Raw genomic sequence first — 22,268 nt, 5'->3', positions numbered from 1 at the left:
GCTATGGCTCGACATGACACACGACCGATCGGTTGACGACCTGATCGCGCACTTTATTGCCAGCTGCGAATGTCGCCTGGCCGCGGCCTCCGCCATGCCGCAACGTGCCAGCGCGCAGCAGCCGGACATGATCTGCATGCACTTCGACCGCCCGGACGCACTCGGCCTCAACCTGCTGCTGGAGGTCAAGCGCAGCGTACCCTCCATCCCGATCACCATGTTCACCGTGCAGCACTCCGAGGAGCTGGCCGTGTGGGCCATGCGCGCCCGGGTGTGGGAGTACATGGTGCTGCCGCTGACGGAGGCAGAGAGGAGTCGCTACCTGCGCGCCCTCACCCAGCTGTGCGAGCTACGCCGCAACCCCATCGGCCAGGGCAAGAAGCGCCAGGTCGACTGCCACCCGTCGTTTCCGGGCAGCATCCGCATGACCGCAGCGCACCAGAAGCACCAGGCGTTGAACAAGGTCCTGCAATACATCGATGAGAATTTTCACGAGAACATCGACCAGAAGGCGCTGGCGCAGCGTTGCGGGATGACCAGTTTTCGCTTCAGCCGCCTGTTCAAGGAGGTCATGGGCATCGGCTTCATGGACTACATCCTCGGCAAGCGCATGGACTTCGCCAAGGAGCTGCTCGACAACAGCCAGATGCCCATCACCAGCATCGGTTACGAGGCCGGCTTCAAGGACCCATCCTACTTCGCCCGGTCGTTCAAGCAGTACAACGGCTGCACCCCCAGCGAGTATCGCCGGTCGAATCGCTGCGAACAGCCCGGCGGGCTCGACTCGGCCGGGGAGGATTCCTCGCAGAAGGTGATCGAAGGCCTGCTTCGCGGCGTCAGGGCCTGACCCCTCGCGGCAGACCCGGCAGGACCGTCGACGCTGCCATAGCCCGCAGAGTGGATGGCGCCCTCTTCATCCAGCGGGTACCGCCGGCAGAGCGCGTTTGCTGCGCGCAGCGCACCCTACAGGCCTAGCCCAGGCGACTCAGCTCCGCGAGAAACTGCGCCTCGTCCAGCACCCGCAGGCCCAGCTCGTTGGCCTTCGCCAGCTTGGAGCCGGCGCCTGGACCGGCCACCACGCAGCTGGTCTTGGCCGACACCGAGCCGGCCACCTTGGCGCCCAGGCTCTCCAGCTTGTCCTTGGCCACATCGCGACTCATCACCTCGAGACTGCCGGTCAGCACCCAGGTCTGCCCCGCCAGGGGTAGACCCGCGACGCGCTTGCGCTCGCTCTGCCAGTGCATGCCGAACGCGCGCAGCTGGGCCTCGATGGCCCGGGCCCACTCGACATTGGCCGGCACCGCAAAGTACTCGCGCAGCGCCTGCTTGGCCTTCTCGTTGAGGCCCTTTGTCACGCTCAATTCCAGCCAGTCCTGGCTCAGGGCGATCAGCCCATCCAGGCTGCCGCAACGCTCGGCCAGGTTCTTCGCCCCGGTGGCGGCGATGCCGGCGATATTCAGCTTGTCGATAAAGCCGGCCAGGCTGGTGCAAGCGGCGAACTCGGCACCGACCTCACCCTCCTCCTGCAGCTCGATACCACGGGCCAGCAGGTCGCGAATCACCTGCTGGTTGTGCCCGTCATCGAAGAAGTTACGAATTTCGTGGGCCACTTCCAGACCGACATCCGGCAGGTAGGTCAGCACCTGGGGCAATGCCTGCTGAATACGCGCGAGCGACCCCAGGGCGCGGGCCAGCAGCTTGGCGGTTTCCTCGCCGACATCGGGAATGCCGAGCGCATAGATGAAACGTGCCAGGCTGGGCCGTCGACTGTCGGCGATGGCGGCCAGCAGGTTCTTGCTCGACAGCTCGGCGAAGCCCTCCAGACCGACGATCTGCTCGAAACTCAGGCTGTACAGGTCCGCCGGCGAGCTCACCAGGCCTTCATCGACCAGCTGCTCGACGCTCTTCTCGCCGAGGCCCTCGATATCCATGGCGCGGCGCGACACGAAGTGAATGATCGCCTGCTTGAGCTGGGCGCCACAGGCCAGGCGGCCGACGCAGCGGTACACCGAACCCTCGCTGACGGTCTCGCGCCCCTTGCTGCGCTTGATCAGCTGGGTGCGCTCGACCTGGGAGCCGCACACCGGGCAAGACTCGGGCACCTGCACCGGCTGCGCGGTGGCCGGACGGCGCTCGGCCACCACCTGAACCACCTGCGGGATCACGTCGCCGGCGCGGCGGATGACCACAGTATCGCCGACCATAACCCCCAGGCGCGCCACTTCATCCATGTTGTGCAGGGTCGCGTTGGACACCGTGACGCCGGCCACTTTCACCGGCTTCAGACGGGCCACCGGGGTGACCGCACCGGTGCGTCCGACCTGAAACTCGACGGCCAGCAGCTCGGTCAGCTCCTCCATGGCCGGGAACTTGTGGGCAATGGCCCAGCGCGGCTCGCGGGCACGGAAGCCCAGCTCGCGCTGGTAGGCCAGGCTGTTGACCTTGAACACTACGCCATCGATCTCATAGGGCAGCGATTCGCGTCGCTCGCCGATGGCACGGTAGTAGTCCAGGCAGTCCTGGGCGCCCTTGGCCAGTTTCAGCTCGCGACTGATCGGCAAACCCCAGCCCTTCAGCGCCTCGAGGATGCCGATATGGGTGTGCGGCAGCTCGCCCTCGACCCGGCCAATGCCGTAGGCGCACAGCTCCAGCGGGCGACTGGCGGTGATCTTCGGGTCGAGCTGACGCAGGCTGCCGGCCGCGGCGTTGCGCGGGTTGGCGAAGGTCTTGCCGCCTGACTCCAGCTGGCGCGCGTTCAACGCCTCGAAGCCGGCCTTGGACATGAACACCTCACCGCGCACCTCCAGCACCGCGGGCCAGCCGCTGCCGTGCAGGCGCAGCGGAATGTTGCGCACGGTGCGCACGTTGACGCTGATGTCCTCGCCTGTGCTGCCGTCGCCGCGGGTGGCGCCGCGCACCAGCTGGCCGTTCTCGTACAGCAGGCTGACGGCCAGGCCATCCAGCTTGGGCTCGCAGCTGTACTCCACTTCAACGCCGCCACCGAACAGGTCCCCGGTAGGGTCGCCGACCGGCAGATCCAGGCCCTCGCGCACTCGCCGGTCGAAATCCAGCAGATCGCTTTCCTCGAAGGCGTTGCCGAGACTGAGCATCGGCACCTCATGCTTGACCTCGCCGAAGGCGCTCAGCGCCAGGCTGCCGACCCGCTGGGTCGGCGAATCGGGGGTGATCAGCTGCGGGTGCTCGGCCTCCAGGGCCTTCAGCTCGCGGTACAGGCGATCGTACTCGACGTCCGGAATGCTCGGCTCGTCGAGCACGTGGTAGCGGTAGTTGTGCTCATCCAGCTCGCTGCGCAACTGGGCGATGCGTTCGGCGGCGCTCTTTGTGGAGGGGGTAGCGTCGGTCATAGGGTTTATCTCTCAAACGAAAAGAGCAGCCTGGGCTGCTCTTTTCACGAAACAATCGGAACTTAGCGTTTGCTGGTCAGCTGCTTGCGCTCGAACTCGACGATACGCTGACGGTAGTGCTCGATGGTCTGCGAAGTCATCACGCTGCGCTGATCGTCCTTCAGCTCGCCATTCAGCTCGTGGGCCAGCTTGCGCGCGGCGGCGACCATCACGTCGAACGCCTGCTTCGGATGTCGCGGCCCAGGCAGGCCGAGGAAGAAGCTGACCGCACGCGTGCTGAAACCCTCGATATCGTCCAGATCGAAGGTCCCCGGCTTGAGTGCATTGGCCATGGAGAACAGCACCTCGCCATTGCCGGCCATGCTTTCGTGACGGTGGAAGATGTCCATCTCGCCGAAGCGCAGGCCGCTCTCGAGAATGTTCTGCAGCAGCGCCGGGCCCTTGAACCCTTCGCCATCGCGGGCTACCACGTTGATCACCAGCACCTCTTCCACCCGTGCAGGCTCTTTGACTACCGATTTCTTGGCGCCGTTGTGGCTCTCGGGAGCGTCCTGTTCGACGGGGTTGAGCAAGGTCGGCACCGGTTCATCCAGGCCCAGGTTCAGGTCACCCTGGCGCGGCTCGCCGGAGCGGCGGCGATTCAGTTCGCGGGCGCTCATGGCGGGCAGATCGTGCTCATCCAGGGAAGGCTCCTGATGGCGCTCGACCACCCGCGGCGGACCCAGCAGGTCGGGATCGCCGTCATCGTCCACCCCACCAACGAGATTCCGATCGAGCTTGAATTTCAACTTGCCCTTGCCACCGCGCATGCGCCGCCAGCCATCGAACAAGATGCCAGCAATGACGATGATACCGATGACGATCAGCCATTCGCGCAGACCGAATTCCATGAAATACCCTGACCCCTAATGAATTTTCTATGAATAAAGGGCATCCGGCCCTTACTTCGATGATCTCGAAACGTGGCGCCAACTCCATGTTCTGACAGGCGTTTTCCACGAACAATAAAATGTGCGCATTAAGCTAGCACGACGAAAGGCAACTTTACACAGCCAGAAGGCCGTTATAAACGCTGCCATGGCCGAGCTGAGCCCCGGCGCTCTCGCAATATAGCCGCGCCCCGGGGACTCGATGCTACCTAGGCGTCCACCATGGCCAACGCCTCCTCCACATCCACCGCGACCAGACGCGAGCAACCCGGCTCGTGCATGGTGACGCCCATCAGCTGGTCGGCCATTTCCATGGCGATCTTGTTGTGGGTGATATAGATGAACTGCACCTTCTCGGACATCTCTTTGACCAATCGGGCATAACGGCCAACGTTGGCGTCGTCCAGCGGCGCGTCCACTTCGTCGAGCATACAGAAGGGCGCCGGATTGAGCTGAAATATGGCAAATACCAACGCCAGTGCCGTCAGCGCCTTCTCGCCGCCGGAGAGCAGGTGAATGGTGCTGTTCTTCTTGCCCGGGGGGCGCGCCATGATGGTCACACCGGTGTCCAGCAGGTCTTCCCCGGTCAGTTCCAGATAGGCATTGCCGCCGCCGAAGACCTTGGGGAACAGCGCCTGCAGGCCGCCGTTGATCTGATCGAAGGTCTCCTTGAAGCGGTTGCGGGTTTCCTTGTCGATCTTGCGGATGACGTTTTCCAGGGTATCCAGCGCCTCGACCAGATCGGCGTCCTGGGCATCCAGGTAACGCTTGCGCTCCGATTGCTGCTGGTACTCGTCGATGGCCGCCAGGTTGATCGGCCCGAGGCGCTGGATTCGGGCGGCGAGCCGCTCGAGCTCTTCTTCCCAGGCCGGCTCCCCGGCCTCCGGCGGCAGGCTGGCGAGCACGCCGTGCAGATCGTAACCGTCCTCGGCCAACTGATCCTGCAGCGCCTTGCGCCGCACGTTCAGCGACTGCCACTCCATTCGCTGCTGCTCGAGTTGACCGCGCAACAACTGGGACTGCTGCTCGGCCTGGCTGCGGCGCTTCTCGGCATCACGCAGTTCACGATCGGCATCTTCCAGGGCCAGGCGCGCGTGCTTGAGTTCCTCCTCCACGCCCATGCGCCGATCGAGCAGCTCTTCCAGCTTCAGGCGCAGCTCTTCCAGCGGGGCTTCGCCCTCCTCCAGGTTGAGACTGAGCTGCTCGCGCTTCTCATGCAGGCGCTCGGCCTGCAACTCCAGGCGCTCGAGGGCCTGGCGGGTTGAATCATGCTGGGCCCGCAGCGAGCCCAGGCGCACCGCCAGCTGATGGGCATGGTCCTTGTGCTGGCGCGCCTCCTGCCGCACCCGGTCGAGCCGCTCGCGCAGCGCGTCGCGACTGGCCAGCAGGCTTTCGCGCTGGTCGTTGTCGAGGGCCATGGCCTCCAGGGCGTCCTGCAACTGCAAACGCGCCTCGCCCAGCTGCTCCTGCTCCAGCTCACGCTGCTCGACCTGTTCGGCCTGCTCGGCATCCAGCCGACGGCGGCGCAGGCTCAGCTGCTCGGCCTTGGCCTGGCTGGCGGACAGCCGCGCCTTCAGCTCGCCGAGCACCCGGGTACGCTCCTGCAACTGGCGGCGCTGCTGCTCGCGTAGCTCCTCCTGCTGGCGCTGACTGTCGCGCAGCGCCTGCAGACGTTCGTCGAGCAGCTCCAGCGCGGCTTCCCGCTCGTCGCGCTCCAGCCCCAGGCGCTCCAGTTCCTGGCCACGGGCCAGCACGCCACTCTCCGCCTCGCTGGCACGGCGCACGCGCAGGAAGTGCCGGCCGACCCAGTAACCGTCGCGACTGATCAGACTTTCGCCCTCGCCCAGGGCCGCGCGGGCCGCCAGGGCCTCCTCCAGAGTCGCCACCGGCCGAACCTTCGCCAGCCAGGGCGCCAGGTCGATGCTCGCCTCGACCTTGTCCAACAGGCTGCCCGGGACCCTCGCCCCATTGGCGGCCGGGGTGAGTAGACGCAGCTCGCCCTGACTCAGGCCGGCGAAATCCAGCCCCCCGAAATCGTCCAGCAGCACCGCGTGCAGATCGGCGCCCAGCACGGTTTCCACCGCCAGTTCCCAGCCCGGCTCGACCCGCAGCCCTTCAGCCAGGCGCGGACGCTCGCTCAGGCGCTGCTCGCGCAACCACTGGCCGGCGCCCTGGCCGGGATCGAGCGCGGCCTGCTGCAAGGCTTCCAGCGAGGCCAGGCGGCCATTCAGGCGCTGCAGCTCGCCCTGAGCCTGCTGCTGGGCCTGGCCGGCCTGCTGCAGTTCGCTGCGCAATTGCTGCAGTCGCTCGGCCAGGTGCTGCTCATCGGCCTGCAGCTGCTCCTGATCCAATTCGGCGGCGGCAATCTGCTCGCCCAGTTCGATAATCGCCGCGTCTTCCGGGTCGTCCGCCAACTGCTGCAGTTCATCTGCGAGACGGCCCTGACGCTCGGCCAGGCGCTCCAGGCTCTGCTCCAACTGCTGAATGCGCGACTGCTGGACTTCGGCCTGGCGACGCGGTTCGGCGCTGCGCTGGTTGAAGCCGTCCCACTGCTCCTGCCAACCGTGCATGGCGCTCTCGGCCTCTTCCAGCGCCGCTGCGGCTTCCTCGGCGGCGGCGGCGGTCAACTCCTGCTCGGGCTCGAGCATCGCCAGCTCTTCGCCCAGGGTGGCCAGCAGGGTGCGGTCGTGGCCCAGGTGCGATTCGGTCTCCTGGCGCGCGCGCTCGGCCTCGCGCAGGTCGTCCTGCAGCTGGCGCAGGCGCTGCTGGCCATGCTGGATACTCTGCTCGACCCGGGCAATATCCCCGCCGACCGAATAGAAACGCCCCTGCACCAGGTTGAAGCGCTCGCTCAGCTCGTGGTGGCCGTCACGCAGCCGCTCGATGCTCGCGTCGGCATTGCGCTGCTCGGCCACCAGGGCCTCGAAGCTCACTTCCTGGTTGCCGATCACCGCCTCGCGCTGGCCGACCTGCTCGTTCAGCGCCTGCCAGCGCAGGGCCGTGAGCTGGGCCTTGAGCTGGCGCTCCTCGCCCTTGTATTGCTGGTACTTCTCCGCGGCCTGGGCCTGGCGATGCAGGCGCTCCAGCTGGCGTTCCAGCTCCTCGCGCAGGTCGGTCAGGCGCGCCAGGTTCTCGTGGGTGCGGCGAATGCGGTTCTCGGTTTCGCGGCGCCGCTCCTTGTACTTGGAGATGCCCGCCGCCTCTTCGATGAAGTTGCGCAGGTCCTCGGGCTTGGCCTCGATCAGCTTGGAAATCATCCCCTGTTCGATGATCGAGTAGCTGCGCGGCCCCAGCCCGGTACCGAGGAAGATGTCGGTGATGTCGCGGCGCCGGCACTTGGTGCCGTTGAGGAAGTACGTGTTCTGACTGTCGCGGGTTACCCGGCGACGGATGGAAATCTCGTTGTAACCGGCGTATTCGCCGACCAGGGTGCCGTCGGAGTTGTCGAAGATCAGCTCGATACTGGCCTGGGTCACCGGCTTGCGCGTATTGGAGCCGTTGAAGATGACGTCGGTCATCGACTCGCCGCGCAGGTTCTTGGCCGAACTCTCGCCCATCACCCAACGTACCGCGTCGATGATGTTGGACTTGCCGCAGCCATTGGGCCCGACCACCGCCGCCATGTTGCTCGGGAAGCTCACCGTGGTCGGGTCGACGAAGGACTTGAAGCCCGCCAGCTTGATGCACTTGAGGCGCATGGTTCAGCGCTCGGCCAGGGTCGCCAGGACCAGCTGGCAGTTGTGCTCGCCATAAGCGAGCAGCAGTTCGCGGGCGCGCCCATGGTCACGCTCGATGATCGCCCGCAGCAGCTGGGCGAAGGTGGTGAGGTACTGCGTCATCTCGCCCCTGCGCCGCTCCAGCACCAGCTGATAGGTCCGGCTGATCGCCGGCAGCAGGTTCTCGACGGTTTCCTGCAGATAGGGGTTGTCGGCGAACGGGAAGGCCGCGCGCATCACGTCGAAACTGTATTCGACGAAGGCGCTGATATCCTCGCGCTGCTGGGCCTCCAGCAGGCGCTGCTGAATGGCCTGAAAAGGCGCCAGATCGCTTTCCTCCTGCCAGCCGTCGGCCACCGCCCGGGCGAGCAGGACATAGAGCTCGATGACCAGGGCGTACAGGCTCTTCACGTTGTGCGGGGTCAGTTCGCTCACCTGGGCGCCGCGACGCGGCAGGATGACGACCAGGTGGCGGCGCTCGAGAATCAGCAGCGCCTCACGCACCGAGCCCCGGCTGACATTGAGCGCCTGGGTGACCTTCTGCTCCTGAATGCGCTGTTTCGCCTGCATCTCGCCGCGGATGATGCGCTCTGCGAGGTAGTGGGCGATCTGCTCGGCGAGGCTGTCCGGTGCCTTGAACGTCATGGTTTTCCTTAGGCTCTGCTGACCTATTGGGGCAAGCGGCGTTGCTGCTGCGGCCCCCACCAGGCAGGCGCTGGAGGGGCGAATTCGGGGCGCGAGTGTATCACAGGGTGCCGCAGACCTACGCCAGCGAGGACGAGTATGACGACCCGCTCAGCCATGCCGCACGGCTGCCCTGCCTGGGCGCTCTACAGCTGCGCGACCCAGCGCGCCAGACAGTCCGCGCAGGTAGAACCGGCTAGCCTTTCCTCGGCAGGCGGGCTCATAACCGAATCGCATGACAATCATCTGACCAAGGGGTCAAATATTTGTTGACCCAAAAGTCAGAAAACTCTAGATTTGCTCCATGACAGACGAGGCGAGAACGCCGGGAAATCCGCGCCACCGCTCCTTCCCCGCCGCTACGAGCCGCTCGTACAGAACAATAAAATGCCTGGAGGTCGTCCTTGATCCAGTTTTTACTCAACCGGGAGCTGCGCAGCGAGCAGCGACTCGATCCTAACGTCACAGTGCTCAACTACCTGCGTGAACACGTGGGCAAACCCGGCACCAAAGAAGGCTGCGCCTCCGGCGACTGCGGCGCCTGCACCGTGGTGGTCGGTGAGCTCGATGGCGATCGCGTGCGCTATCGCACCCTCAATTCCTGCCTGACCTTCGTCGCATCCCTGCACGGCAAGCAGCTGATCACCGTCGAAGACCTCAAGCACCAGGGCAAGCTGCACAGCGTGCAGCAGGCGATGGTCGATTGCCACGGCTCGCAGTGCGGCTTCTGCACCCCCGGCTTCGTCATGTCGCTGTTCGCCCTGCAGAAGAATCGGGCCGCGATCGGTCGGGCCGCGAGCGGCAGCAACGGCTTCGACAAGGGTGAAACCCTGGAAGCCCTGGCCGGCAACCTGTGCCGCTGCACCGGCTACCGGCCGATCATCGATGCCGCCGAACAGGCCTGCTGCCAGGCCCAGCCCGACCAGTTCGACGCATTCGAGAAGGAAACCGTCGCCCAACTGAAAGCCATCGCCCCCCGGGAAACCGCCGAGCTGAACAGTGGCGACAAGCGCTGCCTGCTGCCGCTGACGGTCGCCGACCTGGCCGATCTCTATGTCGCCAACCCCGAGGCGCGCCTGCTCGCCGGTGGCACCGACCTGGCCCTGGAGGTGACTCAGTTCCACCGCGAACTGCCGGTGATGATCTACGTCGGCCATATCGAAGCCATGAAGCGCGTGGAGATCACCGACGACTCTATCGAGATCGGCGCGGCCACCGCCCTGTCCGACTGCTATGGGGCACTGGCCAAGGAGTATCCGGACTTCGGCGAGCTGCTGCACCGCTTCGCCTCCCTGCAGATCCGCAACCAGGGCACCCTCGGCGGCAATATCGGCAACGCCTCGCCGATCGGCGACGCCCCGCCGCTGCTGATCGCCCTGGGCGCGCAGATCGTCCTGCGCCAGGGCAACAGCACCCGCACCCTGGCCCTGCAAGACTATTTCCTCGACTACAAGGTAACGGCACGTCAGGAGGCCGAGTTCATCGAGAAGATCCTGGTGCCGCGCGCCAAGGCCAACCAGGCGTTTCGCGCCTACAAGGTGTCCAAGCGCCTGGACGACGACATCTCGGCCGTGTGCGCCGCCTTCAACCTGCTGGTCGAGGATGGTGTGGTGAAGGAGGCCCGCATCGCCTTCGGCGGCATGGCGGCGATTCCCAAGCGCGCCGCCGCCTGTGAGGCCGCGCTGACCGGCTCGGCCTGGTACCCGGGCGTGATCGAGCGCGCCTGCGCCGCCCTGGCCGAGGACTTCACCCCGCTCAGCGATTTCCGCGCCAGCAAGGAATACCGCCTGCTCACCGCGCAGAACCTGCTGCGTAAATTCTTCCTCGAGCTGCAAGCTCCCGAAGTCGATACCCGGGTGACCGCCTATGTCTAACCATCACAAAACCCCGAAGACCCAGGCCGAACTGGCAGAACTGTTCCGCGCCGACATCACCACCGGTGTCGGCCGCAGCGTCAAGCACGAGAGCGCCGAGAAGCACGTCTCCGGAGAGGCGGTGTACGTCGACGACCGCCTGGAATTCCCCAACCAGCTGCACGTCTACGCCCGCCTTAGCGACCGCGCCCATGCACGCATCGTCCGCATCGACACGGCGCCCTGCTACGCGATCCCCGGCGTGGCCATCGCCATCACCAGCCAGGATGTGCCCGGCCAGCTGGACATCGGCCCGGTGGTCGCCGGCGATCCGCTGCTGGCCGACGGCAAGGTCGAATACGTCGGCCAGGTGGTGGTCGCGGTCGGCGCCGACAGCCTGGAAACCGCACGCAAGGCGGCCATGGCGGCGATCATCGAGTATGAGGACCTGGAGCCGGTGCTGGACGTGGAAGAGGCGCTGCGCAAGAAGCACTTCGTCCTCGACAGCCACCAGCACCGCATCGGCGATTCGGCCGCGGCCCTGGCCAGCGCCCCACACCGCCTGCAAGGCAAGCTGCACATCGGCGGCCAGGAGCACTTTTATCTGGAGACGCAGATCTCCTCGGTGATGCCCACCGAAGATGGCGGGATGATCGTCTACACCTCGACGCAGAACGCCACCGAAGTGCAGAAGCTGGTCGCCGAAGTCCTCGGCGTGCCCATGCACAAGGTGGTCATCGACATGCGCCGCATGGGCGGCGGTTTCGGCGGCAAGGAGACCCAGGCCGCCGGGCCGGCCTGCCTCTGCGCGGTGATCGCCCACCTCACCGGCCGGCCGACCAAGATGCGCCTGCCGCGCATGGAAGACATGACCATCACCGGCAAGCGTCACCCCTTCTACGTCGAGTACGACGTCGGCTTCGACGACGACGGCCTGCTCCACGGCATCCAGATGGAACTGGCGGGCAACTGCGGCTACTCGCCCGACCTGTCCGGCTCCATCGTCGACCGCGCGATGTTCCACTCGGACAACGCCTATTTCCTCGGCAACGCCACCATCAACGGCCACCGCTGCAAGACCAACACCGCCTCGAACACCGCCTACCGCGGCTTCGGCGGCCCCCAGGGCATGGTCGCCATCGAGCAGGTCATGGATCACGTCGCCCGCTCCCTGGGCAAGGACCCGCTGGCGGTGCGCAAGCTCAACTACTACGGCAAGCACGAGCGCAACGTCACCCATTACCACCAGACCGTCGAGCACAACATGCTCGCCGAGATGACCGCCGAGCTGGAGGCCAGCAGCGGGTACGCCCAGCGGCGCGAGGCCATCCGCGTCTTCAACGCCAAGAGCCCGGTGCTGAAGAAGGGCCTGGCGCTGACCCCGGTGAAATTCGGCATCAGCTTCACCGCCACCTTCCTCAACCAGGCCGGGGCGCTGATCCACATCTACACCGACGGCAGCATCCACCTCAACCATGGCGGCACCGAGATGGGCCAGGGCCTCAACACCAAGGTGGCCCAGGTGGTGGCCGAAGTGTTCCAGGTCGACATCTCGCGCATCCAGATCACCGCGACCAACACCGACAAGGTGCCCAACACCTCGCCGACCGCCGCCAGCAGCGGCGCCGACCTCAACGGCAAGGCCGCGCAGAACGCCGCCGAGACCCTCAAGCAGCGCCTGGTGGACTTCCTGGTGCGCGAGTACAAGGTCACCCCGGAAGACGTGGAGTTCCGCAACGGCCAGGTACGGGTGCGCGAGCAGTTCCTGTCGTTCGAGGAGCTGATCCAGAAGGCCTACTTCGCCCAGGTGTCGCTCTCCAGCACCGGCTTCTACCGCACGCCGAAGATCTACTACGACCGCGACAAGGCGGCCGGCCGGCCGTTCTACTACTTCGCCTACGGCGCCGCCTGCGCCGAGGTACTGGTCGACACCCTGACCGGCGAGTACAAGATGCTGCGCACCGACATCCTGCACGACGTCGGCGCCTCGCTGAACCCGGCCATCGACATCGGCCAGGTCGAGGGCGCGTTCGTCCAGGGCATGGGCTGGCTGACCATGGAAGAGCTGGTGTGGAATGCCAAGGGCAAGCTGATGACCAATGGCCCGGCCAGCTACAAGATCCCGGCCATCGCCGACATGCCGCTGGATTTGCGGGTCAAGCTGGTGGAAAACCGCAAGAATCCAGAAGACACCGTGTTCCACTCCAAGGCCGTGGGCGAGCCGCCGTTCATGCTCGGCATCGCCGTGTGGTGCGCGATCAAGGACGCGGTGGCCAGCCTGGCCGATTATCGGGTGCAGCCGGCGATCGACGCCCCGGCCACCCCCGAGCGCGTACTCTGGGGTGTGGAGCAGATGAAGCGGCTGCAGGAGCCGGCCAAATCCGCCACCGCGGTGACTGTCGAGCCGGCCTGAAACACTGGTTCAGGGTGGAGAAGCCCATGGCGATCTCCACCCTGTGCCCCGAATCAAACAGGTGTAGAACAATGACAAAACACACCGAAGCGAAAACCCAACCGGCACGACCGGCGCCGGTTCCGCTGCTGGAACCCTCGCCGAGCAACTGGCGCCTGCCGCGCCCGGGGCAACTGCCGCCGACCTGGAGACTGAGCAAATGAGCTGGATCAGCGCCCTGGCCGAACTGCAGCAGCAAGGCGAACCTTGCGTGCTGGTGACCATCATCGAGGAGCGTGGCTCGACTCCGCGCAACGCCGGCTCGAAGATGGTCGTCACCGCCGAGCGGATCTTCGAGACCATCGGCGGCGGCCACCTGGAATACAAGGCGATGGAACTGGCCCGCGACATGCTCGAAAACCGCAGCCAGGACACCCGCCTGGAGCGCTTCAGCCTCGGCGCCAGTCTCGGCCAGTGCTGCGGCGGGGCCACCGTCCTGCTGTTCGAGCCCATGGGCCAGCCACAGGCGCAGATCGCCGTGTTCGGTGCCGGCCATGTCGGTCGCGCCCTGGTGCCACTGCTCGCCAGCCTGCCCTGCCGGGTGCGCTGGATCGACTCGCGGGAGAACGAGTTTCCCGCGCAGATTCCCCCAGGCGTTGAGAAAGTGGTCAATGACGAGGTGGTCGACGAAGTCGACAGCATGCCGCCCGGCAGCTACTACATCGTCATGACCCACAACCATCAGCTCGACCTGGAACTGACCGCCGCCATTCTGGCGCGCAACGACTTCGCCTACTACGGCCTGATCGGCTCCAAGAGCAAGCGCGCCAAGTTCGAACACCGCCTGCGCGACCGCGGTTTCGCCGCCGACGTGGTGCAGCGCATGCGCTGCCCCATGGGCCTGGCCGAGGTCAAGGGCAAGCTGCCGGTGGAAATCGCCGTGTCCATCGCCGGCGAGGTGATAGCCACCTACAACGCCACCTTCGGCGAGCACAAGCGCAGCGAACAACGCAAGAAAGCCGAACCGGTGACCCGGCTGCTGCCCAGCTCCCGCAGAAACCAAGCCTGATCATTCAATATCGGCGTCGCTCCGCGCCCGCGGTGCCGCGCCCAAGGATTGTCCCGAGAACCTCATGAGCACGAACCTGAAAGCCTACCGCGCCGCCATCCTGCACAGCCTTGCCGACCCGGCGGTGGTCGGCGTCGAAGCATCCTACGAATATTTCGAAGACGGCCTGCTGCTGGTCGAGGACGGCCAGGTGGTTCAGCTCGGCCATGCGGCCGACCTGCTGCCCAAGCACAAGGCCGTGGAGGTGGTCGAGTATCGCAACGCGCTGATCACGCCGGGCTTCATCGACACCCACATCCACTATCCGCAGACCGGCATGATCGCCTCCTACGGCGAGCAGTTGCTGGACTGGCTGAACACCTACACCTTCCCCACCGAGCAGCAGTTCGCCGACAAGGCCCACGCCAGCGACGTCGCCGGCATCTTCCTCAAGGAACTGCTGCGCAACGGCACCACCACCGCCCTGGTGTTCGGCAGCGTGCACAAGCAGTCGGTGGATGCCTTCTTCGAATCGGCCCAGGCGCTGAACCTGCGCATGATCGCCGGCAAGGTGCTGATGGATCGCAACGCCCCGGATTACCTGACCGATACCCCGGAGTCCGGCTATGCCGACAGCAAGGAGCTGATCGAGCGCTGGCACGGCAAGGGCCGCCTGCACTACGCGGTGACCCCGCGCTTCGCCCCGACCAGCACGCCGGAGCAGCTGGCGCTGGCCGGCAAGCTGTATCGCGAATACCCGGGCCTGTACATGCACACCCACCTGTCCGAGAACCGCAAGGAAATCGAATGGGTCAAGGAGCTGTTTCCCGAGCGCAAGGGCTACCTGGACGTGTACGACCACTACCAGCTGATCGGCGCGCGCTCAGTGTTCGCCCACGGCGTGCACCTGTGTGACGAGGAATGCAAACGCCTGGCCGAGACCGGCTCCGCCGTGGCCTTCTGCCCCACCTCCAACCTGTTCCTGGGCAGCGGCCTGCTCGACCTGCAGGCCCTGGAACAGCATGGCGTGCGCGTCGGCCTGGGCACCGACGTCGGTGCCGGCACCAGCTTCAGCCAACTGCAATCCTTGAGCGAGGCCTACAAGGTGATGCAGTTGCAGGGCAAGAAGCTCGATCCGTTCAAGTCGCTGTACCTGGCCACCCTGGGGGGCGCCAACGCCCTGTACCTGGACGACAAGATCGGCAACTTCGAAAGCGGCAAAGACGCCGACTTCGTGGTGCTCGACTATCAGGCCACTCCCCTGATCGCCTACCGCATGCAGCAGGCCAAGACTCTGGCCGAGAAACTGTTCGCCCTGACCATCCTCGGCGACGACCGTGCGGTGAGGGAAACCTTCGCAGCCGGCCAGTCCGTGCACCGCCGCGACTGAAGCGCCCGCGGCCCTCGGGCCGAGCAGAACGGCATAAAAAAGGCCCCGCTGCGCGAGCAGCGGGGCTTTTGGGGGCCGGGCGATCAGCGACTGGCGCCGTTTCGCCCAGGCTTCTTCTTGGTCTGCAGTACGTGCGAGAACACCGCGTGCAGATCGTCCGAGGCGCTCTCCTCGTCGAGGTTGAGCTTGCCGTCGATATGGTCCATGTGGTGCATCATCAGGCTGACGGCCTTGGCCGCATCGCGGGCCTCGATGGCATCGATCAGCTGGTTGTGCTCGTCGTAGGAGCAGTGCGACCGGCTGCCACTCTCGTACTGGGCGATGATCAACGAAGTCTGCGACACCAGGCTGCGCTGGAAGCTGATCAGCGGAGCATTCTTCGCCGCCTCGGCCAGCTTCAGGTGGAACTCGCCAGACAGGCGGATTCCGGCGCCGCGATCACCCCGGGCGAAGCTTGCGTGTTCATCCTCGACCATCTGGCGCAACTCGGCCAGCTGCTCGGCGGTAGCGTGCTGCACCGCCAGTTCGGTGATGGCGCGCTCGACCATGCGCCGGGCGTAGAAAATCTGCCGGGCTTCCTCGACGCTTGGACTGGCCACCACCGCGCCACGATTCGGCCGCAACAGCACCACGCCCTCGTGGGCCAGGCGCGACAAGGCACGCCGGATAATGGTGCGGCTGACGCCGAAAATCTCGCCCAGGGCCTCTTCGCTCAGCTTGGTGCCGGGCGCAAGCCGCTGTTCGAGGATGGCATCGAAGATATGGGCGTAAACGACGTCGTCCTGAGTCCCGCTGCGGCTGCTCTTGCCCGCGCGCGGCTGCTTCTTAAGGGGCTGCAATTGTTCGTTCATTCTGACTCGCGTCTAAGGAGGGTCGGCCGGTACCGGGAACTCTACTGCGTTTCCCCCCATATCTGGCAAGCATCTGCGGGGTGAAAGTCACAGGACGGCAATGCCGGCATTGTACACAACTTAACCAGCCCACACAGCTTTCACACCGCCAGGGGTCTTGCCCATAGCGCCGGACTGATGACGCTCGGAAGGATCGATTCGAGCCACCCCGCCCGGATTTCGCTAAATCCATTTCTTATAAGAAGCATTCTTTTCGTCGCCATTCGATTAGAAACCGCCCCGTCTCCGCTGCACTTCGTCCTCAGCCGACCGCGCTCAGCAGTTCGGCCAGAAGCCCAAGATCTATCTCTATCACATTGTTATTACTAGTTTTTTTAACTATTCACAGCACCTCGTCATCACAGAAAAGCGCCACGCCCACCCGCGCGGAAGCCATCGGCTCGATTACAGAAACAGCAAAAACATTATTTGCTTTTTTTGTATACAAACGCATAATCGCGACTGGGTGACTTCCTGACCGCTCGGTCAACAACTAAGCCAGCGAGCACCCCCAAACGCACCACCTGCCTCAGAGAGCCAAAGCCTGTCGCGCCCATGCTCTGGGTGGTACACAACAAGAGAGATGAGGAGTACCTGCTGTGGAAAGCGCTAAACAAGAACAACTTGCGACTCACACCCAAAGGCTGGCGAACCCTGGCCTACTCGACCGCTTCTTCAAGCTGACCGAGCATCGCACCAGTATCAAAACCGAGCTGTTGGCCGGCCTGACGACCTTCGTCACCATGGCCTACATCATTTTCGTCAACCCCAACATCATGGCCAACGCCGGTGTCGACCACGGTGCGGCATTTGTCGCCACTTGCATCGGCGCGGCCTTGGGCTGCTTCCTGATGGGCCTGTACGCCAACTGGCCGGTTGGTCTGGCGCCGGGCATGGGGCTCAATGCCTTCTTCACCTATACCGTGGTCGGCGAAATGGGCTACAGCTGGCAGGTCGCCCTGGGCGCGGTGTTCATTTCCGGCATCCTGTTCATGATCATGAGCCTGTCGCGCATCCGTGAATGGCTGCTCAACAGCATCCCCATGAGCCTGCGCTTCGCCATGGGCGCGGGGGTCGGTCTGTTTCTCGGGCTGATCGGCCTGAAGACCGCCGGCATCGTCGTCGACAGCCCCGCCACCCTGCTGACCATGGGCTCCTTCGGCGAGCCTTCGGCACTGCTGGCCGCGGTCTGCTTCCTGTTGATCGCCGTGCTCAGCCACCGCAACGTGTTCGGCGCCATCCTCTTCAGCATGCTTGGCGTCACCGCCATCGGCTGGGGCCTGGGCCTGGTCGAATACAACGGTCTGGTGTCGATGCCGCCGAGCCTGGCCCCGACCTTCCTGGCCATGGACATCGCCGGCGCCTTCAACGTGACCATGGTCAGCGTCATCCTGGCGTTCCTGTTCGTCAATATGTTCGACACCGCCGGCACCCTGATGGGCGTCGCCCACCGCGCCAATCTGGTGGATGAGGACGGCAAGATCCAGAACCTGTCCAAGGCCCTCAAGGCCGACAGTACCTCCAGCGTGATCGGCTCCATGGTCGGCTGCCCGCCGGTGACCAGCTACGTGGAAAGCGCTTCGGGCGTGGCCGCCGGCGGCCGCACCGGCCTCACCGCGGTGACCGTCGGCGTGCTGTTTCTCGCCGCCATGTTCTTCGCCCCGCTGGCCGGGATGATTCCGGCCTATGCCACCGCCGGTGCGTTGATCTATGTGGCGATGCTGATGATGAGCGGCATGGCGCACATCGACTGGGAAGACCTCACCGACACCATCCCGGCCATCGTCACCGTGGTCATGATGCCGCTGACCTTTTCCATCGCCAACGGCATCGCCCTGGGCTTCCTGACCTATGCCACGCTGAAGTTGCTGACCGGCCAGCGCGACAAGGTTTCAGTCAGCCTCTACGTGCTGTGCATCATCTTTATCGCCAAGTTCGCCTTCCTGTAAGGTTGGCCTGAACCGCACCCGGCCCCGGCGCGCAAGCACCGGGGCCTTGCCACTTGTGGAGCCTGTGCAATGAGTCTGGAAACCTGGTTGCTGTTCGCAAGCGCCGCACTGATCGTGATTCTGATCCCCGGCCCCTTGTCCCTGCTGATGGTCAGCAACAGCCTGAACTATGGCCTGCGTCGTTCCCTGCCGGCATTCCTCGGCGGGGTCTCGGCCTCGATCTGCCTGCTCAGCGCCTCGGCATTGGGCCTGGGCGCCCTGCTGCTGGCGTCGGAACGCCTGTTCACGCTGCTCAAGCTGATCGGTGCCCTGTACCTGTTCTTCCTCGCCTGGCAGAGCTGGCAGCAGTCGCGCCAGGCCGCCACGCCGGCCAAAGCCCAGGAGCAGCCAGTCAATCCGAGCTTCCGCAGCATGTTCTGGAAGGCTTTCGGCCTGGGCGCCAGCAACCCCAAGGACATCCTCTTCTTCGCCGCCTTCCTGCCCCAGTTCATCAGCGCCGAGCAGGCGATCCTCAGCCAGCTGCTGGTGCTGATCATCACCTGGGCCGTGCTGGACCTTGGCTGCAAGCTGTTCTACGGACTCAGTGCCCACGGCGCCGCGCGCTACCTGCGCTCGGGCAAGGGCCAGGTCTGGTTCAACCGGGTCAGTGCCGGGCTGTTCGCCAGTGCCGCTACCGCCTCCCTGCTAAGCCGCTGACGGTGCCGGGCGCTGGCGCCCCGCGGCACGGCTCGGCCGTGGCCCATCCCGGATCACCCGAAAAGTGTCGCAAATGCGACCGTCCGCGCGCGCTTGCGACAATAGCGGTCGCATTCGATAAAGCTTGATCCTGCCCAGCCGACAGAATGGCAACCGCCTCCACCCGACCGCGTTGCCTATCGAGCAGGGACCCCCTATGAACATCAAACAAAAACTGACCTGGGCCTTTGCGATCATCGCCTGTGTGCCAATCATGCTGGTCGCCAGCCTGGTGATCCTCAACCTGCGCAGCGATGCCCGCGACGAATTCGTCGACAGCAGCTCCCGCGAGATTCGCCAGGTGGAGAACGCCATGCAGCTGTTCTTCGACGGCATCAGCCAGAACGTCGACTACCTGGCCAAGCACCCCCTGGTCACCGGGGTCGATGGCAACATCAAGAAGTACATGGACGCCAATGCCGCCCAGGCTCCGTTGGGCGAGTACGGCGAGAAGCTCCTGGCGCTGTTCGCCGACGTCGCGGCCAGCCACCCGGCCTATGCCTATATCACCACCGCGACCGTCGATGGCGGCTATGTCAGCTGGCCCAACGACACCACCCTGAGCAATTACGACCCGCGTCCGCGGCCCTGGTACCAGGCCGGCATCAGCGGCCAGGGCAAGACCGTGCGCACCGACGCCTACTACTGGGCCAACGACAACGCGACGCTGGTGGCCAGCGTGCGCACCGTGGCCAACGGCCTGGGCAACCCGGGTGGCGTACTCAGCATCGATGTGTCGCTCAATCAGCTGACCGATATCGTCAAGGGCATCAAGCTGGGCGAAAGCGGCTACCTGATGCTGATGGAAAACAACGGCACCGTGCTGGTGGACCCGAGCCAGCCGGAACACAACTTCAAGAAGCTCGGTGACCTGGGCGCCGGTTACAGCGAGCTGGCGCAGGCCGACCAGGGCCTGGTCGAAGTCGAGCTAGACGGCGTGCGCTACATGGCCAACGTCTGGACCTCGGAGCGCCTGGGCTGGCGCTTCATCGGCCTGATTCGCCAGGACGACGTGATGAGCAGCGTCACCCAGCTGACCTGGATCATCGCAGGCATGGCCGCACTGCTGGCCTTGCTGTTTGCCTTCGTCGGCGCCAGCTTCGCCAGCCTGATCGTCAGCCCCATCCGCGCCGTGGCCTCGGGCCTGGAAGGCATCGCCCAGGGCGAAGGCGACCTGACCCACTCGCTGACCGTCAACGGCCAGGACGAAACCGCGCAACTGGCCGGCTGGTTCAACCAGTTCCTCGCCAGCATTCGCCAACTGATCCTCAACATCGGCCAGGCCGCGCGGCAAATTCACCAGAGTTCCGGCACCTCCGCCCAGGTTTCCGCCGACATGGCCGAGGCGGCCGGACGCCAGCGCGAATCGGTGGACATGGTTTCCACCGCGTTCCACGAGATGGTCGCCACCGCCAACGAAGTGGCCCGCTCCTGCAGCCAGGCCGCCGAGTCCGCCGACAGCGGCCAACAGCAGGCGCACGTCGGCCAGCAGCAAATCGACGCCGCGGTGAACAGTGTCGAGCAGCTGAGCCGGGAGATCTCCCAGTCGGCCGCCGCGATGCAGCAGCTGGAGCAGGACAACCACAACATCCAGTCGATTCTCGGCACCATCCGCTCGATCGCCGAGCAGACCAACCTGCTGGCCCTGAACGCCGCCATCGAAGCGGCTCGCGCCGGGGAACAGGGTCGCGGCTTCGCCGTGGTCGCGGATGAAGTCCGTGCCCTGGCCAAGCGCACCGCCGACTCGACCTCGGAGATCGATGGCCTGCTCAGCGGCCTGGCGCAACGCACCCGCGAGATGGCCAAGCAGATGCACGCCAGCCTCGAGGTGTCGCAGCGCACCGTTGCCAGCATCAACGAGGCCAGCTCGAGCTTCGGCCTGATCCGCGAGTCGGTCGATGTCATCCGTGACATGAATGCGCAGATCGCCACCGCCGCCGAGGAGCAGCACCAGGTGGCCGAAGACATCAACCGGCACATCACGCGCATTCACGGCGACGCCCAGCTGGTGGCCGGCCTGGCGGAGTCGGCACGCAACGACTCCCAGGACCTGTCCGGCCTGTCCGAGGAGCTCAACCGCCTGGTTCAGCGCTTCCGCACCTGAGGCACCAGGATTGCGCGAGACCGGTAGCGGATTCGTGCAAACCTTTCGAAACAGGCAAGAAGGCCGGCATCGCAGCCGGCCTTTGCGTCTCTGGCCCAGTCGCCTCGCCAGCCCCGCTCGCCCATAAAAAAGGCTATGTACCAATAGCGTGTTGCAGGGTTCTGCCTACCGCCTCCTGAATGCAGTGAGCCGGCCGAATATTCCGCTGATAGCGCTCTAGCATGCGGCGCCAGCCCAGGTAATTCGGGAGGTAGCGGGTGGCCACGCCGTGAAAGCGGGTCATCCAGCTCTTCAAGCGGCTGTGGTAGGCGTTGACGTTCTGAATATGGAAAGCGCCTTGGCGCACTCGCTGGCCGGGGCGGGCATGCACGACCTGATGGGTGATGCCCTGTGCCCGGGCAAAGCTGGCATAGACTGCCGCCCCGTCACTGCAGAGCACGGCCTCCCGGTCGATCAGCGGCATCAACGCCTCTCGCACATGATTGGCATCGAGCTTGGCCAACTTGAAGTCAGCGGTGTGGCCCTCCCGGTCGCGCACCACCATCACCGGGATCTGGTCTTTACCCGTGCCGCGGGTCACGCTCACCCCACCTCGTTTACGGGGCGGCCGAGGCAACTGCCTCTGGCCCTTGAAGGACTCCAGAAAGAACGTCTCATCCACTTCGACAATCCCTGCCTCATGCGTGGCGTGATGCTCAGCCGCTGCAGCCAGGAAGCGGTGCCTCCAGAGGAAAGCGGTGTTTTTGCTGATGCCGCATGCCTGGGCCGCCTTGCGCACGCTAAGCCCGTCAATCAGTGCCTGGGCGTAGTCTTTCCAGCGTTCGGGGTAGTGCAGGCGGGCAAGGCCTGTTGCTGAGCGCGCGGTGCAAGTCCGTCGACAACTACGGCAACGATAGCGGCGCAGACTGCGCGACCAACCCCAGGGCGCAAGCTGATTCGCATTGGTCTGGCAATGCGGGCAACGCTGCAGCGCCGGCAGGCAATCGAGCACTTCTGTCGCCGGCGGGTTCCGCAGTGCCTGATGAAGCGTAGATTTCTGATGGGCGCTGAGTTGGCTCAGTTGAGCCAGCCAGTGGTGAAAGGCTTGAGTATCCATAATCGGCAGACCTCCTGATTGGAACTCTGCCGTTTAGATTAGTACTCGCAACACATCGTTGGTACATAGCCATAAAAAAGCCCGCTAGGTGCGGGCTAACGACTCGTGCTAAGAGTC

The 22,268-nt window shown here is 65.0% G+C and carries 15 protein-coding genes and 1 pseudogene; 10 read left to right on the top strand and 6 right to left on the bottom strand.

Going from position 1 to position 22,268, the window contains the following annotated elements; genetic code table 11:
- Window positions 1–13 precede the first annotated feature (13 nt).
- Window positions 14–847, top strand: a complete 834-nt coding sequence (locus KDW96_RS21640) for a helix-turn-helix domain-containing protein (RefSeq protein ID WP_370295248.1) — start codon at window positions 14–16, stop codon at window positions 845–847.
- Window positions 848–971: 124 nt separating this feature from the next.
- Here the strand turns inward: KDW96_RS21640 and ligA are convergent, their stop codons facing one another.
- The 4 genes from ligA to KDW96_RS21620 all read right to left on the bottom strand — a co-directional run bounded on the left by ligA (window position 972) and on the right by KDW96_RS21620 (window position 8,655).
- Window positions 972–3,365: an NAD-dependent DNA ligase LigA gene (gene ligA / locus KDW96_RS21635; protein WP_255838266.1), complete on the bottom strand. Its 2,394-nt coding sequence runs from the start codon at window positions 3,363–3,365 to the stop codon at window positions 972–974.
- 62 nt (window positions 3,366–3,427) lie between these two features.
- Complete coding sequence (gene zipA / locus KDW96_RS21630) at window positions 3,428–4,255, bottom strand: cell division protein ZipA (protein WP_255838265.1); 828 nt, start codon at window positions 4,253–4,255, stop codon at window positions 3,428–3,430.
- A 248-nt stretch (window positions 4,256–4,503) separates the two neighbouring features.
- Complete coding sequence (gene smc, locus KDW96_RS21625; RefSeq protein ID WP_255838264.1) at window positions 4,504–7,992, bottom strand: chromosome segregation protein SMC; 3,489 nt, start codon at window positions 7,990–7,992, stop codon at window positions 4,504–4,506.
- A gap of 3 nt (window positions 7,993–7,995) precedes the next feature.
- Complete coding sequence (locus tag KDW96_RS21620) at window positions 7,996–8,655, bottom strand: GntR family transcriptional regulator (RefSeq protein ID WP_255838263.1); 660 nt, start codon at window positions 8,653–8,655, stop codon at window positions 7,996–7,998.
- A gap of 443 nt (window positions 8,656–9,098) precedes the next feature.
- Between KDW96_RS21620 and xdhA the strand changes: the two genes are divergently transcribed.
- The 5 genes from xdhA to guaD all read left to right on the top strand — a co-directional run bounded on the left by xdhA (window position 9,099) and on the right by guaD (window position 15,377).
- Window positions 9,099–10,568: a xanthine dehydrogenase small subunit gene (xdhA, locus tag KDW96_RS21615; RefSeq protein ID WP_255838262.1), complete on the top strand. Its 1,470-nt coding sequence runs from the start codon at window positions 9,099–9,101 to the stop codon at window positions 10,566–10,568.
- A complete protein-coding gene (gene xdhB / locus KDW96_RS21610; protein WP_255838261.1) occupies window positions 10,561–12,960 on the top strand; it encodes a xanthine dehydrogenase molybdopterin binding subunit in 2,400 nt (799 codons plus the stop codon). Before xdhA ends, xdhB begins: the two co-directional genes overlap by 8 nt.
- Window positions 12,961–13,031: 71 nt before the next feature.
- Window positions 13,032–13,163, top strand: a complete 132-nt coding sequence (locus KDW96_RS21605; protein ID WP_255838260.1) for a hypothetical protein — start codon at window positions 13,032–13,034, stop codon at window positions 13,161–13,163.
- A complete protein-coding gene (xdhC, locus tag KDW96_RS21600; protein WP_255838259.1) occupies window positions 13,160–14,008 on the top strand; it encodes a xanthine dehydrogenase accessory protein XdhC in 849 nt (282 codons plus the stop codon). The genes KDW96_RS21605 and xdhC overlap by 4 nt, the downstream gene beginning before the upstream one ends.
- A gap of 64 nt (window positions 14,009–14,072) precedes the next feature.
- Window positions 14,073–15,377 carry a guanine deaminase gene (gene guaD / locus KDW96_RS21595; RefSeq protein WP_255838258.1) on the top strand — a complete coding sequence of 435 codons (1,305 nt, stop codon included), beginning with the start codon at window positions 14,073–14,075 and terminating at the stop codon, window positions 15,375–15,377.
- A gap of 83 nt (window positions 15,378–15,460) precedes the next feature.
- Here guaD and KDW96_RS21590 read toward each other — a convergent pair whose 3' ends face one another.
- Complete coding sequence (locus KDW96_RS21590) at window positions 15,461–16,228, bottom strand: GntR family transcriptional regulator (protein WP_255838257.1); 768 nt, start codon at window positions 16,226–16,228, stop codon at window positions 15,461–15,463.
- Between the two features lie 638 nt (window positions 16,229–16,866).
- On the opposite strand from KDW96_RS21590, the gene KDW96_RS21585 reads away from it, so the two are divergent.
- The 4 genes and pseudogenes from KDW96_RS21585 (at window position 16,867) to KDW96_RS22350 (ending at window position 21,055) form a co-directional block, all read left to right on the top strand.
- A complete protein-coding gene (locus KDW96_RS21585; protein ID WP_255838256.1) occupies window positions 16,867–18,216 on the top strand; it encodes an NCS2 family permease in 1,350 nt (449 codons plus the stop codon).
- A 69-nt stretch (window positions 18,217–18,285) separates the two neighbouring features.
- On the top strand, window positions 18,286–18,912 hold the full coding sequence (locus KDW96_RS21580) for a LysE family translocator (protein ID WP_255838255.1): 627 nt from the start codon (window positions 18,286–18,288) through the stop codon (window positions 18,910–18,912).
- A 196-nt stretch (window positions 18,913–19,108) separates the two neighbouring features.
- Window positions 19,109–20,152 (top strand): annotated as a pseudogene (locus tag KDW96_RS22355) (cache domain-containing protein); the annotation flags it as partial.
- A 135-nt stretch (window positions 20,153–20,287) separates the two neighbouring features.
- Complete coding sequence (locus KDW96_RS22350) at window positions 20,288–21,055, top strand: methyl-accepting chemotaxis protein (protein WP_370295473.1); 768 nt, start codon at window positions 20,288–20,290, stop codon at window positions 21,053–21,055.
- Window positions 21,056–21,188: 133 nt separating this feature from the next.
- Here KDW96_RS22350 and KDW96_RS21570 read toward each other — a convergent pair whose 3' ends face one another.
- Window positions 21,189–22,151, bottom strand: a complete 963-nt coding sequence (locus KDW96_RS21570; RefSeq protein WP_255837515.1) for an IS1595 family transposase — start codon at window positions 22,149–22,151, stop codon at window positions 21,189–21,191.
- Window positions 22,152–22,268 lie beyond the last annotated feature (117 nt).

This window comes from Pseudomonas benzenivorans (assembly GCF_024397895.1).
In the GTDB taxonomy this organism is placed as follows: domain Bacteria; phylum Pseudomonadota; class Gammaproteobacteria; order Pseudomonadales; family Pseudomonadaceae; genus Aquipseudomonas; species Aquipseudomonas benzenivorans_A.
The sequence above is the reverse complement of the archived record's forward strand: the minus strand, read 5'-3'. Positions and strand labels throughout refer to the sequence as shown.

Bases quoted from the DNA above. Each gene is read 5' to 3' on its own strand.
- KDW96_RS21640 (WP_370295248.1), top strand. From the start codon at position 14: ATGACACACGACCGATCGGTTGACGACCTGATCGCGCACTTTATTGCC.
- ligA (WP_255838266.1), bottom strand. From the start codon at position 3,365: ATGACCGACGCTACCCCCTCCACAAAGAGCGCCGCCGAACGCATCGCC.
- zipA (WP_255838265.1), bottom strand. From the start codon at position 4,255: ATGGAATTCGGTCTGCGCGAATGGCTGATCGTCATCGGTATCATCGTC.
- smc (WP_255838264.1), bottom strand. From the start codon at position 7,992: ATGCGCCTCAAGTGCATCAAGCTGGCGGGCTTCAAGTCCTTCGTCGAC.
- KDW96_RS21620 (WP_255838263.1), bottom strand. From the start codon at position 8,655: ATGACGTTCAAGGCACCGGACAGCCTCGCCGAGCAGATCGCCCACTAC.
- xdhB (WP_255838261.1), top strand. From the start codon at position 10,561: ATGTCTAACCATCACAAAACCCCGAAGACCCAGGCCGAACTGGCAGAA.
- KDW96_RS21605 (WP_255838260.1), top strand. From the start codon at position 13,032: ATGACAAAACACACCGAAGCGAAAACCCAACCGGCACGACCGGCGCCG.
- xdhC (WP_255838259.1), top strand. From the start codon at position 13,160: ATGAGCTGGATCAGCGCCCTGGCCGAACTGCAGCAGCAAGGCGAACCT.
- guaD (WP_255838258.1), top strand. From the start codon at position 14,073: ATGAGCACGAACCTGAAAGCCTACCGCGCCGCCATCCTGCACAGCCTT.
- KDW96_RS21590 (WP_255838257.1), bottom strand. From the start codon at position 16,228: ATGAACGAACAATTGCAGCCCCTTAAGAAGCAGCCGCGCGCGGGCAAG.
- KDW96_RS21580 (WP_255838255.1), top strand. From the start codon at position 18,286: ATGAGTCTGGAAACCTGGTTGCTGTTCGCAAGCGCCGCACTGATCGTG.
- KDW96_RS22350 (WP_370295473.1), top strand. From the start codon at position 20,288: ATGGCCGAGGCGGCCGGACGCCAGCGCGAATCGGTGGACATGGTTTCC.
- KDW96_RS21570 (WP_255837515.1), bottom strand. From the start codon at position 22,151: ATGGATACTCAAGCCTTTCACCACTGGCTGGCTCAACTGAGCCAACTC.